The organism is Chitinophaga varians, from assembly GCF_012641275.1.
Lineage (GTDB): Bacteria > Bacteroidota > Bacteroidia > Chitinophagales > Chitinophagaceae > Chitinophaga > Chitinophaga varians_A.
The window spans coordinates 716,041-730,956 of the sequence record NZ_JABAIA010000002.1 but is presented as its reverse complement, the minus strand read 5'-3'; the positions used below and the strand labels follow the sequence as shown (position 1 = coordinate 730,956).

Annotated in this window: 11 protein-coding genes; 4 read left to right on the top strand and 7 right to left on the bottom strand. The window is 50.4% G+C overall.

All coding sequences use genetic code 11. From position 1 onward, the window contains the following. Window positions 1-88: 88 nt before the first annotated feature. Complete coding sequence (locus HGH92_RS17570) at window positions 89-1,477, bottom strand: Gfo/Idh/MocA family protein (RefSeq protein ID WP_168872071.1); 1,389 nt, start codon at window positions 1,475-1,477, stop codon at window positions 89-91. A 237-nt stretch (window positions 1,478-1,714) separates the two neighbouring features. On the opposite strand from HGH92_RS17570, the gene HGH92_RS17565 reads away from it, so the two are divergent. The 3 genes from HGH92_RS17565 to HGH92_RS17555 all read left to right on the top strand — a co-directional run bounded on the left by HGH92_RS17565 (window position 1,715) and on the right by HGH92_RS17555 (window position 6,980). Then, window positions 1,715-4,489: a TonB-dependent receptor domain-containing protein gene (locus HGH92_RS17565; RefSeq protein ID WP_168872070.1), complete on the top strand. Its 2,775-nt coding sequence runs from the start codon at window positions 1,715-1,717 to the stop codon at window positions 4,487-4,489. Between the two features lie 12 nt (window positions 4,490-4,501). Further along, complete coding sequence (locus tag HGH92_RS17560; protein WP_168872069.1) at window positions 4,502-5,869, top strand: hypothetical protein; 1,368 nt, start codon at window positions 4,502-4,504, stop codon at window positions 5,867-5,869. Between the two features lie 70 nt (window positions 5,870-5,939). Next, window positions 5,940-6,980, top strand: a complete 1,041-nt coding sequence (locus HGH92_RS17555; protein WP_168872068.1) for a phytase — start codon at window positions 5,940-5,942, stop codon at window positions 6,978-6,980. Between the two features lie 73 nt (window positions 6,981-7,053). On the opposite strand, the gene HGH92_RS17550 is transcribed toward HGH92_RS17555, so the two are convergent. The 6 genes from HGH92_RS17550 to HGH92_RS17525 form a co-directional block, all read right to left on the bottom strand. Beyond that, complete coding sequence (locus HGH92_RS17550) at window positions 7,054-7,818, bottom strand: succinate dehydrogenase/fumarate reductase iron-sulfur subunit (protein WP_168872067.1); 765 nt, start codon at window positions 7,816-7,818, stop codon at window positions 7,054-7,056. 63 nt (window positions 7,819-7,881) lie between these two features. Further along, entirely contained in the window at window positions 7,882-9,855 is a 1,974-nt protein-coding gene (locus HGH92_RS17545; RefSeq protein ID WP_168872066.1) for a fumarate reductase/succinate dehydrogenase flavoprotein subunit, read from the bottom strand. Window positions 9,856-9,874: 19 nt separating this feature from the next. Continuing rightward, window positions 9,875-10,561 carry a succinate dehydrogenase cytochrome b subunit gene (locus HGH92_RS17540; RefSeq protein WP_168872065.1) on the bottom strand — a complete coding sequence of 229 codons (687 nt, stop codon included), beginning with the start codon at window positions 10,559-10,561 and terminating at the stop codon, window positions 9,875-9,877. 193 nt (window positions 10,562-10,754) lie between these two features. Next, on the bottom strand, window positions 10,755-11,318 hold the full coding sequence (locus HGH92_RS17535) for a hypothetical protein (protein WP_168872064.1): 564 nt from the start codon (window positions 11,316-11,318) through the stop codon (window positions 10,755-10,757). Between the two features lie 32 nt (window positions 11,319-11,350). Further along, window positions 11,351-12,169, bottom strand: coding sequence for an N-acetylmuramic acid 6-phosphate etherase (gene murQ, locus HGH92_RS17530; RefSeq protein ID WP_168872063.1), 819 nt, complete (start codon window positions 12,167-12,169; stop codon window positions 11,351-11,353). Between the two features lie 22 nt (window positions 12,170-12,191). Continuing rightward, entirely contained in the window at window positions 12,192-13,040 is an 849-nt protein-coding gene (locus HGH92_RS17525; RefSeq protein WP_168872062.1) for an N-acetylglucosamine kinase, read from the bottom strand. A 208-nt stretch (window positions 13,041-13,248) separates the two neighbouring features. Between HGH92_RS17525 and HGH92_RS17520 the strand changes: the two genes are divergently transcribed. Next, on the top strand, window positions 13,249-14,850 hold the full coding sequence (locus HGH92_RS17520) for a S41 family peptidase (protein ID WP_168872061.1): 1,602 nt from the start codon (window positions 13,249-13,251) through the stop codon (window positions 14,848-14,850). Window positions 14,851-14,916: the final 66 nt, after the last annotated feature.

Here is a 14,916-nt window from a genome sequence, read left to right as displayed (position 1 = left end):
CAATTTAAGCAATTGCCGATATTTTCTGCATAAAAAAGCGCCATGGAAAAAATACCATGACGCCCGTATGTTGATAATATGTTTTGATTTAAGCCAGCACTTTCATTTTTACAGGGTCCCAGCGGAGCTGTTTTTTGCTGAAGTAGCTCTGGTTGGTGACCAGTGCCGGGCCTGCGGCCCGGAGGCCGAAGGTGGCATCCTCTACTACGGCCTTGCCTGTACGCATGGATTCAAAGAAATTTTTGAAGTGGTCCAGCCGGTCGTCATAACCTGCGGGTGCTGCGTAATTGCTGGAAGTCTCCACCGGCTTGCCGCTGTTGGCGCCGTAGCGGGCGTTGTAATCTTTCACATATTCGGCCTGTTGTTTTTCGGTGAAAGTGCGGAAGGTGTCCCATCCGCCGTAGCCGGGCGCTTCGGGCAATTTATGTTTTTTGATTTTGAAGTCGTTCCATCCCATTTCCATCACGCCTTCTGTGCCGATGAGGCGAGTGTACTCACCGCCGCCGCTACCGTCAGCGAAGTTCACACGGAGCGTCATCTGGAATGCGGGATGTTCTTTTGTTTCAGGGTAATCGAAGATGGCCACTACCACATCGGGCACGTCGCGGCCGTCTTTCCATTGCACCAGGTTGCCGCTGGCATAGATGCTGGTGGGACCGAGTGAGCCGGTGATGAAGTGCAGGCCGGAGATCAGATGCACAAACAGATCACCGGGGATGCCGGTGCCATATGCCTGGTAGTTGCGCCAGCGGAAGAAACGTTTTGCATCAAAAGGCACTTTAGCGGTATCCTTCAGGAAGGTATCAAAATCCACTGTAGCAGGGGAAGCATCAGTAGGAATGGAATACTGCCAGGCGCCGAGTGCGCTGTGGCGGTCCATCCGGGCCTCCACCACGTTCAGCTGACCAATTTCGCCGGCCTGGTAACGTTTACGCGCCTCCGCCATAGCTATACTGCTCACCCGCTGGCTGCCTACCTGGAACACCGCTTTGGTGCGCTGCTGGGTGGCAATCACTTTATGTCCTTCTTCTATCTGCTGTACCATGGGTTTCTCGCAATACACGGCTTTCCCGGCTTCCATTGCGGCGATGGAGATCGTATCATGCCAGTGGTCCGGCGTAGCCACGATGATAGCGTCAATGTCTTTCCGGTGTAAGAGTTCGCGGTAGTCGCGGGTGGTGAATATCTGCGGGCCATATACCTCCTTTACCCGGTCCAGGTGGCCGGTATAGAGGTCGGCCGCCGCCACGAATTCCACGCCGGGCACTTTGATGGCGGTGTCCACATCACCGAAGCCCATGATGCCCATGCCTACACAGGCAACACGGATTTTATCATTGGCGGAAAATGGTTTCTCCGGCTGCAGGATGGTCACCGGTTCATTTTCCTTTCCCAGGGCCGCCAGCTGGCCGATGCCCAGCAGCGCCGCAGTGCTGCCGATATGTTTGATAAACTTCCTACGGGATTGATCTGACATATTCCAACAAGATTTTAATAAGATTTTAAAAGCAGCACTATGATAATAAAAAATATCAGCAATCATACATCCGAATTATGAGCGGTCAATAGCGCGTTTCGGTGGACTGCTAAAACGCTTCAGCGTGTTTGCGAAAACTTAATACAAACTTCATAATTCCTTCATAAAGACTTAACGGCCTCTATAGTGCTACAGTGCTGGAAGAGCGGTTATTTCGCCCCGACAAAACAATGCTGTATGAAGATATTTTTACCATTACTCATCTTTATCATGTCGGGCTTTGGTGCTATCGCACAAACAACCACCGGCGTGAAAGGAACTGTAACCGACAAACAAACCGGTCAGCCGCTGACAGGCGCAGCGGTGAAGCTGAAAAACGAACATTACTCGGCCACCGGTACCACCGGCCTGGACGGTAGTTTCGTTTTCCGCAATGTACCGGCAGGTGATTATGAAATCAAGGTAAAAGACCTCGGACATCATGAAGTGGAAAAGAAAATCCACTGCGAAGGACAGGTGAGCAACCTGAACATCGAAATGGAATCTAAAGACGTAGCCTTGAAAACCCTCACCGTTACCGGCAAAGGCGACAAAGGCAGCGAAAAAAGCGCGCTGAAGACCGTGCAAAAAGCAGACATGGTGCTCAACGCCGTATCTGCCGCCGCTATCCAGGTATCACCTGACATTACCATCGCCAACGTAATGCAACGTATTTCCGGCGTATCGCTGGAGCGCAGCAACAACGGCGACGGACAGTACGCGATCATCCGCGGTATGGACAAAAGATACCAGTACACCCTGATCAACGGTATCAAAATCCCCAGCCCTGACAACAAGAACAGGTATGTTCCGCTCGACATCTTCCCGGCAGACCTGGTAGACCGCCTCGAAGTATATAAAGCCATTACCCCCAATATGGAAGGCGATGCCATCGGCGGCGCCACCAACATGGTGATGAAAGACGCCCCCAAACACTTTATGCTGAATGCCAACGCCGCTATCGGTTACGCACAAACGCTGTTTGACAATGACTTCACCCGTTTCGACAGAAGCGGCTCTGCCAAAACATCTCCGCGTATCAGTAACGGCAATAACTACGAAGCCAACATCAACGATTTTACCAACAACCCGCTGCACCTGAATACCGGCAAAGCCCCGGTAGCCAGCGTATTCGGCATCAGCGCGGGCGGCCGCAGCAAAAACGGCAAACTGGGCGCCATCGCAGGTATCAGCTATCAAAATACCTATCGTTCCAACAATTCCCTGTACCTACAGACAGAAGTAGACAAAAACGATAACACCCCCGCTTTTACCTCCGCCAAAAACAGGACCTATTCCATCCAGCAACAACGGACAGGCATGCACGCCAAAGTGGATTATGAGTTCAACGATGATCATCAGATATCCTTATACGCAGCATATATGAACCTGGGCCAGAACCTCTTCCGTTTCAGCTCCGACACCAGCCTCGAACTGGGCCGCACCGTACCGGGTTCCGGCAGGGTAAGCAACAACTACCGCAGCGAACGCAGCGTGCAACAGATCAGCAACTTTACCTTACAGGGCGACCATAAACTGGCCCGTCACCTGCATATGAACTGGTCTGCCGTTTATTCCAAAGCCACCGCCAACGTACCTAACCGCACCGAACTGAATGTGAACACCGGCGTAACCCCGCAGAAAGACAATACCCTGAAACAGGAGGCTGTACTGCTGGACGCGTTGCAAGGCGTTACCCACGAATGGGCCCGTAACTCGGACGAAGACAAAAGCGGTTACCTCAATTTTGTGTACACGCCCAAAATTGCCAATATAAAAACAGAGATCTCTGTAGGGGGTATGTACCGCAACAAACAACGCCATAGTTACTATGACGAATACACGCTGCGCCCTGACTCCACCACACAGGCTTTCAACAACGACATTGACGCGCACAAACTCACACTGTTCAACAGAGTAGGTGCGCCCGACGACGCCCTGAACTATGATTTTACAGAAAACGTGGCCGCCTATTACGGACAGGTGAAGTTCCAGATCGGCCGCCTGCAAACCCTCGCCGGCGTTAGGGTAGAACATACCAATGCCTCCTGGGAATCTGCTGTGCCATCTTCCGTGGAAGGTAAAACCGGTACTGTTAAATACATAGATGTGTTACCCGGCATCCACTTCAAATACATGCCGGACAGCAAACAAAACGTCCGCCTCTCCTACTATTCCGCTATCAGCCGTCCTGGTTTCTATGAGATGATCCCTCACCGCGGTGGCGACCCTGACGTGGATTATCCCGAAGTAGGCAACCCTTACCTGAAAAGAGCCACCTCCGATAACTTCGACCTGCGCTATGAATACTTCCCCAAAGCGTTGGACCAGCTGCTGGCCGGTGTATTCTACAAACGCATCAAAGACCCGATTGAATCTGCACTGGTACAAAACGGCCGCAGCATCAACCTCATGAGCGGTAACTTCGGTACCGCCACCAACTACGGTTTTGAGCTGGAAGCCGCCAAGTACATCCGCAAATTCGGTGTCCGCCTGAACTATACCTATACCAACTCTTCCATCACCAGCAACAAAATGCAGTGGTACCGTGAAGACAACGGTAACATCACGCAGAAAACCATTAGCCAGGAACGCCCGCTGCAGGGACAATCCAAACATATCGGCAACCTCTCCGTGCTGTACAAAGACGCGCATTCCGGCCTCGACGCACAACTGGCCATGGTATATACCGGCGAACGCATCGACATCGTATCCCAGTTTTACAACAACGATATCTGGCAGAAAGGCTTTGTGCAACTGGATTTCTCTGCCGAAAAAAGGATCTGGAAGAAACTGTATGCCTACGCCAAAGTGGGCAACCTGCTGAACACGCCTTACGAGCTGTTCATCAAGAGCCCTAACACAGAAAAATCTGCCGCCGGCGTACCGGAGCAGACCGTGGGTAAAAATGTATTTGTCCGCAAAAACACTTACGGCCAGACTTACCTGCTAGGCCTCCGTTTCAAACTCTAAAACTTTACGAACATGAAATTACATCACTATATACTTGCCGCAGTCACCACAGGTACCATCCTCACCTCCTGCCATAAAGAGGCAGACGTGATGGTGTCCAAACCGGTGATCACCCCCAGCAAACCCATTACCTCAGACACCTTGTCCGGCGCTATTCAGGGCACACTGCTGGCCGGCAAAACCTACTATTTCGCTACCGACATCACCATCAATGACGGCGATACCCTCTTTATGCAAAGCGGCGTAAAACTGATTGCCCTCGGCGACGGCAGCAGCCAGCTGAAAAGCCCGCAGATCACTGTGAACGGAAGCCTGATCAGCCTCGGCACCAAAGAGGCGCCCAACTATATCACCGTATCAGAAGAACTGCGTACCACTGATAATGCTTTCAAAGGGATCTGGGGCGGTATTCAGTGTACACCTGCCAAAGACAAACAAGGCGGCGACCTTATCCTGAAATGGACGCACCTGGAGTTCGCCGGCGGCCCCGTAGCTATCGGTAACGATGTGTACAAAGCCGGCGACCCGCGCTACATGATCTATTTCGCCAACGTAGACAAAAACTTCATCCTGGAAGACTGCTGGATCAGAGGCAGTAAAGACGACGCTATCCGTACAGATGGCGGCCGTATCAGCATTCTGCGCAATACTTTTGAAATGTGCGGTGAAAAAGGCGGAGAAGCACTGAACATGAAATCCGGCACCGTTGGGGATGTAGCGTACAACGTAGCCATAGGCGCGGCCACCAACGCTTTCAAGGTGTCCAACTCCGGCGATAAAACCGTGCAGGCCAATGTATACATCTACAATAATACCATGATCAACTGCGGCTTCCGGCAAACGAAAGAAGGCCGTGGCGGCGGTATCAACTTCGAAGCTTTTGCCAAAGGAAAAGCATTCAATAATCTCTTCATCAACTGTCGTGTAAGCATGCGCGTAGTAGGCGGCGCCGGTACCGGTGCGGACCTCGCCAACCTCACATATGGCAACAACCTGTTTTACGGTAACTCCTATACGCTGTGGAACCAGTTCAACGCCACCGACGGCGTATCTGTTTTCACCGCTACCGACATCCATGGCGACGTCAAACAAAACAACCCTGTATTCTATGCTTTTGATGTAGATCAATTTGATTATACGACGCTGGGCGGCACTGTGAAAGCAATGCCTACTTCCTGGAAACAACAGCCGTTGCCACTGTTACAACAGGGCACTTCCAACTTCCGTGTGAAACCCACCTCCCTGGCGGTAGGAAAAGGTAACACCCAGTTCGCGCCCATGAACATCACGACGGTCAAAACAGCAGCTGCTGCGGATGTAATGCGCCCCGGTAAAGACATCGGCGCTTATCAACAGGATGGCAGCGGTAACCAACACTAATATTGGGTTATTTTCTAGATTTGGTTATTGGATTTACGGATTTTGGAATTTTTTGACTTTGCGATCTTATATGAAATATGGAAAAATAGTAGCAGTAGCCGGCATTGTTGCCGGCTTTACTGCCTGCAACAATAAACAGCATAAGCCTATACCGGCGCCGGCCGCCGATGCAGTGAAGCCGGTGGTGGTCACCCCTGTCACACAATACGACAGCGATGATCCGGCTATCTGGATCAACAAGGCCGATAGTAGCAAAAGCCTGATCATCGGCACAGATAAAAACACAGACGGGGCTTTATATGTATATAACCTGGATGGGCAGATCGTGAAAAAGATAGCCGGCCTGAAACGCCCGAACAACGTGGATGTTGCGTATGGCCTGCTGCTGAACAATCAGCCAGTGGACATTGCCGTGACGACAGAAAGAGAGACCAACAAGCTGCGCATTTACCGCCTGCCGGAGATGGAGCCTGTCGACAATGGCGGCCTGGAGGTATTTACCGGCGAAAAAGAACGCGGCCCTATGGGCATCAGCCTGTACACACGGCCTACAGACAAAGCCATCTTTGCTATCGTCAGCCGTAAATCCGGCCCCGCACAGGGTTACCTGTGGCAGTACCAGTTGACCGACAACGGCAAAGGGCAAGTAACGGGAACGGTTGTACGTAAATTTGGCACCTACAGCGGCAAAAAAGAAATTGAAAGCGTGGCAGTAGACAATGAGCTGGGGTACGTGTATTATTCAGATGAACAGACTGGTGTACGCCGGTATCATGCAGATCCCGCGAAGGGCGATCAGGAGCTGGCGTTATTTGGCAGCGGTGAGTTCAAAGCTGACAATGAAGGCATCAGTATTTACAAAACCGGCGACAGCACCGGTTTCATTCTTGTATCCGACCAGGATGCCAACAGTTTCAATGTTTACCGCAGGGAAGACGTGAAACCAGCGTTACTGGCGAAGATACCTGTATCTGCTATCAACAGCGACGGGTCTGATGTTGTGAATGTGAACCTTGGCCCGAAATATCCACAGGGCCTTTTTGTGGTGATGAGCACGGACAAGACCTTCCATTATTATGACTGGCGTGATATCGCCGCGAGGATTAAATAACTGATCAACAGGTCCATAAAAAACTGCGCAGGTAAAGTACCTGCGCCGTTTTTGCATTATATAGTCAAGACTGTTATTTCTCAGAGCCAAAGCCTGCGCCAATGAACTCCCTGTTGAGACGGGCGATATTGGTGAGGGAGATCTCTTTCGGACATTCTGCTTCGCAGGCGCCGGTGTTGGTGCAGCTACCGAAACCTTCCTTGTCCATTTGAGCCACCATGTTGAGTGCGCGGGTCTGACGTTCAGGATCGCCTTGTGGCAGCAGGGCCAGTTGGGAAACTTTAGCAGACACGAACAGCATGGCAGAAGAGTTTTTACATGCAGCCACGCAAGCGCCGCAACCGATACAGGCTGCCGCAGCAAAAGCCAGGTCAGCTTTGTGTTTATCAACCGGGAGGCAGTTAGCGTCCTGTGCGTTGCCGGTGTTTACAGAGACGTAACCACCTGCTTCGATGATACGGTCAAATGCTGATCTGTCTACGGTGAGGTCTTTCAGTACCGGGAAAGCACCAGCTCTCCAGGGTTCAACGGTGATGGTATCACCGTCTTTGAAAGCGCGCATATGCAGCTGGCAGGTAGTGGTACCAGCCCAAGGACCGTGCGCACGGCCATTGATGTGCATAGAGCACATACCACAGATACCTTCGCGGCAGTCGTGGTCAAATGCGATCGGTTCTTTTCCTTCGTTGATCAGTTGCTCGTTCAGCACGTCAAACATCTCCAGGAAAGACATTTCGGAAGAAATATCTTTTACAACATATGTTTCAAATCCACCCTGAGCATTTTTGTTTTGTTGTTTCCACACCTTTAAGGTGAGGTTCATGTTATAATGTTCCATATTCGCTGGACAATTATTTTATTTTACAATCCTGGCCCCCTGTAAAGCAATGGGCCAATACCCTTATTTATAGCTACGTTGAGAAGGAATTACCTCTTCAAATTTCAGTTCTTCCTTGTGCAGTTCGAACTGACCGGGGCCTTTGTATTCCCAGGCAGCCACGTAGCTGAAGTTAGCATCGTCACGTTGTGCTTCGCCGTCCGGTGTCTGTGATTCTTCACGGAAGTGGCCACCGCAGGATTCGCGGCGTTGCAGTGCGTCGATGCACATCAGTTCGCCCAGTTCCAGGAAATCGGCTACACGGCCGGCTTTCTCCAGTTCAGGGTTGAATTCTTTTTCAGCACCCGGTACGCGCACATCTTTCCAGAATTCAGCGCGCAGGGCTTTGATTTCTTCGATGGCTTCTTTCAGACCTTGTTCGTTACGTGCCATGCCGCACTTGTCCCACATGATCTTACCGAGTTTTTTATGGAAGTGGTCTACAGACTTGGACCCTTTGATGCCCATCAGTCTGGAGATGGTTTCTTTCACCTTGTTTTCAGCTTCCACGAAGGCCGGGTGGTCTGTCGGGATAGCTTTGGTGCGGATTTCGTCTGCCAGGTAGTTACCAAGGGTGTAAGGGATCACGAAGTAACCATCTGCCAGGCCCTGCATCAGTGCAGAAGCGCCGAGGCGGTTGGCACCGTGGTCGGAGAAGTTGGCTTCACCGAGGGAGTACAGGCCGGGAACGGTGGTTTGCAGTTCGTAGTCTACCCACAGGCCGCCCATGGTATAGTGTACGGCAGGATAGATACGCATGGGTTGTTCGTATGGGTTTTCGCCGGTGATTTTGGCGTACATATCGAACAGGTTACCATATTTTTCTGCTACTACTTCTTTACCCAGTTTGATGATCTCTGCTTTAGAGAGATTGGAGAGCTGGCGTTTACCGGCTTCGATGTTGCCATAACGTTCGATGGCAGCGGCGAAATCGAGGTATACGGCCTGTTTGGAAGTACCTACGCCATAACCGGCATCACATCTTTCCTTTGCAGCGCGGGAGGCCACGTCGCGGGGAACGAGGTTACCGAAGGCAGGATATCTTCTTTCCAGGTAGTAGTCTCTTTCCTCTTCCGGAATATCGCTGGCTTTGCGGTTATCGTTTTGTTTTTTGGGTACCCAGATACGGCCGTCGTTACGTAGTGATTCTGACATGAGGGTCAGTTTGGACTGGTGATCGCCGGATACGGGGATACAGGTAGGGTGGATCTGTGTAAAGCAGGGATTGGCGAAGTAAGCACCGTTTTTGGTGGCTTTCCAGGCTGCAGTTACGTTAGAGCCCATTGCGTTGGTGGACAGGTAAAACACGTTACCATAACCGCCGCTGCAGATCAGTACCGCATGACCGAAATGACGCTCCAGTTCACCGGTGATCAGGTCACGGGCGATGATACCGCGTGCTTTGCCGTCGATCTTTACGATTTCCAGCATTTCGTGGCGGGAATACATTTTCACGTTACCCAGTGCCACCTGGCGCTCCAGGGCGGAGTAAGCGCCCAGCAGGAGCTGCTGACCGGTTTGACCGGCAGCGTAGAAAGTACGTTGTACCTGTGTGCCACCGAAAGAGCGGTTGCTCAGCAGTCCACCGTATTCACGGGCAAAGGGAACACCCTGGGCCACGCATTGATCTATAATATTGCCGCTTACCTCTGCCAGGCGATGCACATTGGCTTCGCGGGCGCGGTAGTCGCCACCTTTTACTGTATCATAGAACAGGCGGTAAACGGAGTCACCGTCGTTCTGGTAGTTTTTTGCAGCATTGATACCACCCTGGGCAGCAATACTGTGCGCGCGACGCGGACTATCCTGAAAGCAGAATGCTTTAACCTTATACCCCAACTCACCTAATGAAGCCGCTGCTGAAGCGCCGGCCAAACCAGTACCAATCACGATCACTTCGAGGCTGCGCTTGTTGGCAGGGTTTACCAGTTTACAATGTCCTTTATAGTCTTCCCATTTAGTATTTAACGGGCCGGCTGGAATTTTTGCGTTCAACATATATCCTTACTTTACAGAATTATTTTTTTAAATAGATAACAATCGGGATCAGGGCAAAGCCAACAGGGATCAGGATACCGAAGATCCATACACCTACAAAGTTGATCAAACCGTTGTATTTTTTGTGGTTCAGACCGAAAGTCTGGAAGGCGCTCTTAAAACCGTGGATCAGGTGGAAAGAGAGGCCGATCATGCCGATCACATAGAGGATTACCAGCCATACGTTCTGGAAAGTTTCATAGCTCAGCGCATAGAGGTCTTTCAGTGGTTCTTCGATACCGGGATAAGTGCGGGTAGGCATTTCAGCATAGTGGAATTTGCCCCAGAAGTTAGCCAGGTGAATCACAATAAAGATAAGGAGGATGCTTCCCATGATCGCCATCTGACGGCTGAACCAGGAAGATGTCTGGTTGCCCGGGTTGATAGCGTACTTCACCGGACGGGCAGCCCTGTTGGAAAATGTGAGCTTCAGTGCGATCAGGGCGTGAATAATGATCACTACTTTAAGGCCCCAGGCAATGAACTGAATCAGGCTGTTATGTCCCATGAACTGGGCATACGCGTTAAATGCCTTGCCTTCGTCGTTGTACAGCAGCTGAAAGTTACCTGCCAGATGCACAATAACAAAACTGCAAAGAAACAAACCGGTAGCACCTACCAATAACTTCTTACCGATAGATGTATTAAAAAACTGTGACCACTTCATAAGTAAAATTCTAAGCTTCCTTGTATTAAAGTTGATTGAAATGTCGGGCAAATTTAGCGCAGGAAAAACAAAAACCAAATGATATTTATCAGGTTTTCACACGCATTTAAAAAATAATAAATACATAAATTAACTGAAAATCAATCATTTTATGCATATTATCTTTCATTTTGTACTGAAAATATAATATAAATTATTCCAAACGTTTTAGCATGATGTTGTCTATCATATTATACAAATGCAGTGGTTGATATGTTCGCCATTTGTCATCATCGAGCAGGTGGACATAATGATGCAGGCGGGCTTTTTCAAACTCCTGCCTGGTTTGTTCAGGCATATTCAGTGCAACGATCCATCCTCCTTCGTCTCTGATGTCCTCCCACCATTCTTCATAATAACAGTCATCGGAAGAGTGGAAGTTCATCACATTTTCAGCGATGAGGATAAACTTGTAGATGCCTTCCGCGATGAGTACATCGATGATTTCACGTTTGAGGGTCATGATATCATTGTCGATGGCATCATTCCATTCTCCCAGCAGTTCGATAATGGCGAAGTTGTACTGATAGTCAGCGAAGAGGATTTTCAGGTACAGGTTACGGGACCCAAAGTCGTCCCACTGCGGGTGAACATAGTAATTGTATACCGTATTGGAGAATTCGAATTCACTGTACTCCCTTCCATAGAAGGGTGATTGTTCGTCTTCTTCAGCGGCGTACAGGTGCCTCCAGTTATAATATGGTTCGATTGTATGCATGCGTAGTCTCCGGCTACAAATGTCAGATTAAATCAGGCTTTGGCAAAATCGTCCACCGCTTTTTTAACGCTGCCGGCCTTCAGCAGCAGCTGCTGCGCTTGTTCATAATCTGTGATGGACAGTTTTTCCATCAGCATTTTCACGCCTCTGTCCACTAATTTCTCATTGCTCAGCTGCATGTTTACCATTTTGTTATCTTCTACCCTGCCCAGCTGGATCATCACTGCCGTAGAGATCATATTCAGCACCAGTTTCTGTGCGGTACCGCTTTTCATGCGGGTGCTGCCGGTCACGAATTCCGGTCCCACTACTACTTCCACGGGAAAATCAGCTGCTGCAGATACGGGCGTATCAGGGTTGCAGCTGATGCTGCCGGTAATAATACCGTTGCTGCGGCATTTATCGAGCGCGCCGATCACATAGGGCGTAGTACCGCTGGCAGCGATGCCTACTACTACATCTTTATCGGTGATATTAAATTCCTGCAGATCTTTCCAGCCTTGTTCGCGGTCATCTTCGGCAAATTCCACGGCTTTGCGGATGGCTGCGTCGCCACCGGCGATCAGGCCAATTACCAGTCCTTGTGGCACACCGAACGTAGGCGGACATTCAGAAGCGTCCACAATGCCCAGGCGGCCGCTGGTGCCGGCGCCGATATAAAACAAACGTCCCCCCGCCAGCATCTTGTCTGCAATAGCTGCCACGAGCTTTTCAATCTGTGGGATGGATTTTTCCACGGCCACGGGAACTGACCGGTCTTCGTTATTGATGTTGGTCAATAATTCCGTCAGGCTCATCTTTTCGAGGTGACGATAATTTGAAGTCTGTTCAGTTACTTTTACAAATGCCATATATGATCTGTTGTAGAATTGATTAACGATGATATTCAATAAGCCCTTCCATGGGAGTGCGCAGGATTTTGCCGAGTGGCAGTTCATACAGTTCGCACAGTTCTTTCAGAATGTCCCGGAAGTGCCAGGCGATGCCGCCGGTGAAGTGCAGGGAGGTGGTCCAGCTCTCCCGGTACTTATACAGATGGTTGAAGAAAAAGTCATTCAGGCCGTCTTCAAGGATATTTTCAATCAGGAAGTGGCCCCTGTTTTCTGACAGGAACGTGGAATACGTTGACAAATAACGATTGGCCAGTGGCTTACGGTATACGTTCTCGAGAATTTCGTCTTTATTGGTTTGATATTTCTGGTCAAAACGGGCCATCAGCTCTTCATCGAAGGTATTGTACAGATAGTATTGCAATACTTTTCTGCCGAGGTAGGCGCCGCTGCCTTCGTCGCCCAGGATATAACCCAGGCCCGGATTGTTTTTCACGATGGTGGTCCCGTCAAAAAAACAGGAATTGGAGCCGGTGCCAAGGATGCTGGCGATGCCCGGCGTACGGCCGCACAGCGCGCGGGCGGCCCCCATCAGGTCGTGGTCGACACCTACAGTAGCCGAGGGCCAGACAGCCTTCAGGCACGCTGTTACCAGCTGAGTGTTCTTTTGCTGGGCGAGACCGGTACCATAAAAATACACCTCGTCAATCACCGTACCGGCCGGCAGCTGGGGAATAAGCTCCACCTCCATGATCTGCCGGATCTGTTCTGCTGTCTGAAAATAGGGGCTTACACCCTGGGTGTTGTAGATCCCCGGCTCGTGGTCTCCCAACAAGGCCCATTCCGTCTTTGTAGATCCGCTGTCAGCGATCAGCTTTGTTCTTGCAGCCATCCTGTAATTTATGAAATTAAAGAATCGTAAGCGTTTGCTCCTGATTTATGCTATTTTTGTCACAATTTAAACAAAAGGGTTTCATAAAAACAAATGCCACCCCAGAGTTTAAGCTATGATGATGCATGCACGCAGCAGATTTCCTTCCGCCTGCGGCTTATATTACATGGTTAGATTGGTCATAAATTAGCGGGATAATAATCAAATTATGTCAAACAGGAAGCTGAATGTTTTTTTACCTCTTCTCTTTGCGGTAGTACTGGCCATCGGGATGTTCCTCGGCCATAAAATGCCCGGGTCCAACACCGGCGGTACGACCGTCTTCTTCACCAAACCCACCAAAGGGCCATTGCAGGAAGTGATGGACCTCATCAGAACAAAATATGTAGACACACTGGATGCCGATAAAGTACAACAGGAAGCTATCGATGGCCTCCTGAGCCATCTCGACCCTCACTCTATCTATATCCCCCCTTCCCAGCTGCAGGCCGTGAATGAAGATTTGGAAGGCAACTTCCAGGGCATCGGCGTGGAATTCAATATCACTGCCGATACCGTGAATGTGATATCTGTGCTGAGTGGCGGCCCTTCAGAAGCAGCCGGCGTACAAACAGGCGACAAGATCCTCAAAGTTAATGACAGCCTGGTGGCCGGTAATGGCATCACCCCCGATAAAATCCGTAAACTGCTGCGCGGCCCTGCCGGCTCGCTTGTCAACACCACCCTGTTGCGCCAGCAGAAACAAATACAGGTGCCTATCAAAAGAGGCGTCATCCCTATCTACAGCCTGGACGCCAGCTATATGGCCGCTCCTGGCGTAGGCTACATTAAAATCAACAAGTTCTCCGCCACCACCTTCGATGAATTCATGCAAGCCATGCGTAAGCTGGAAAAACAAGGCATGACAAAACTGATCATCGACGTACGCCAGAACCCGGGCGGGTTCATGGACGCGGCTGTACGCATCGCAGATGAACTGCTGGGCGACAATAAGCTGATCGTTTATACAAAAGGTAAAGATTACCCTCGCACCGATTATAAAACCAAACGCCCCGGCATGTTTGAACGTGGCGCACTGGCCATCCTCACCGACGAAGGCTCCGCTTCCGCCAGTGAAATACTCGCCGGCGCTATACAGGACTGGGACCGCGGCGCTGTCATAGGCCGCCGCACCTTTGGTAAAGGCCTCGTACAGGAACAATATGATCTCGACAACGGCGGCGCGCTCCGCCTCACCGTTGCCCGCTATTATATCCCTTCCGGCAGAAGTATCCAGAAACCTTACGGCGACGGCACTTCTTATGACGAAGATATCCTCGAACGTTTCCATCATGGTGAACTGGTGAACAAGGACAGTATCAAAATCACTGACACCGTTCCTTATAAAACGGCCTCCGGGCGCCGTGTATATGGCGGCGGCGGTATCACTCCCGATATCTTCGTGCCGTTTGACACTTCCCGGTTCTCCCCGTCACTAACGGCGATCTATACACGTAATACCCTGAGCAACTTCGCTTACCAGTATTATACCAGCAACAAAGAAGCCTTCAAACGCTACAAGGACGCAGAAGATTTCACCAAAAACTTCCAGACCAGCCCGGCATTGTTTGACGAGTTCAAGGCCTATGCACAGAAAGACAGCATACCTGGCCTGCAACACCTCAACGGCCATGACGACGCCGAGATCAAAACCCGCCTTAAAGCCATGCTGGCGCGCCAGCTGTACCGCACCGAAGGGTTCTATGAAACGATCAACGCTACAGACCCGGTGGTAAAGAAAGCACTGGAAGAACTGAGCAAACAAAAATAAAAAGATAACAACAGCATAAAAGCGCATCGCCCGTTGATACAATATCAACGGGCGATGCGCTTTTTA

Bases quoted from the DNA above. Each gene is read 5' to 3' on its own strand.
- HGH92_RS17570 (WP_168872071.1), bottom strand. From the start codon at position 1,477: ATGTCAGATCAATCCCGTAGGAAGTTTATCAAACATATCGGCAGCACT.
- HGH92_RS17565 (WP_168872070.1), top strand. From the start codon at position 1,715: ATGAAGATATTTTTACCATTACTCATCTTTATCATGTCGGGCTTTGGT.
- HGH92_RS17560 (WP_168872069.1), top strand. From the start codon at position 4,502: ATGAAATTACATCACTATATACTTGCCGCAGTCACCACAGGTACCATC.
- HGH92_RS17555 (WP_168872068.1), top strand. From the start codon at position 5,940: ATGAAATATGGAAAAATAGTAGCAGTAGCCGGCATTGTTGCCGGCTTT.
- HGH92_RS17550 (WP_168872067.1), bottom strand. From the start codon at position 7,818: ATGGAACATTATAACATGAACCTCACCTTAAAGGTGTGGAAACAACAA.
- HGH92_RS17545 (WP_168872066.1), bottom strand. From the start codon at position 9,855: ATGTTGAACGCAAAAATTCCAGCCGGCCCGTTAAATACTAAATGGGAA.
- HGH92_RS17540 (WP_168872065.1), bottom strand. From the start codon at position 10,561: ATGAAGTGGTCACAGTTTTTTAATACATCTATCGGTAAGAAGTTATTG.
- HGH92_RS17535 (WP_168872064.1), bottom strand. From the start codon at position 11,318: ATGCATACAATCGAACCATATTATAACTGGAGGCACCTGTACGCCGCT.
- murQ (WP_168872063.1), bottom strand. From the start codon at position 12,169: ATGGCATTTGTAAAAGTAACTGAACAGACTTCAAATTATCGTCACCTC.
- HGH92_RS17525 (WP_168872062.1), bottom strand. From the start codon at position 13,040: ATGGCTGCAAGAACAAAGCTGATCGCTGACAGCGGATCTACAAAGACG.
- HGH92_RS17520 (WP_168872061.1), top strand. From the start codon at position 13,249: ATGTCAAACAGGAAGCTGAATGTTTTTTTACCTCTTCTCTTTGCGGTA.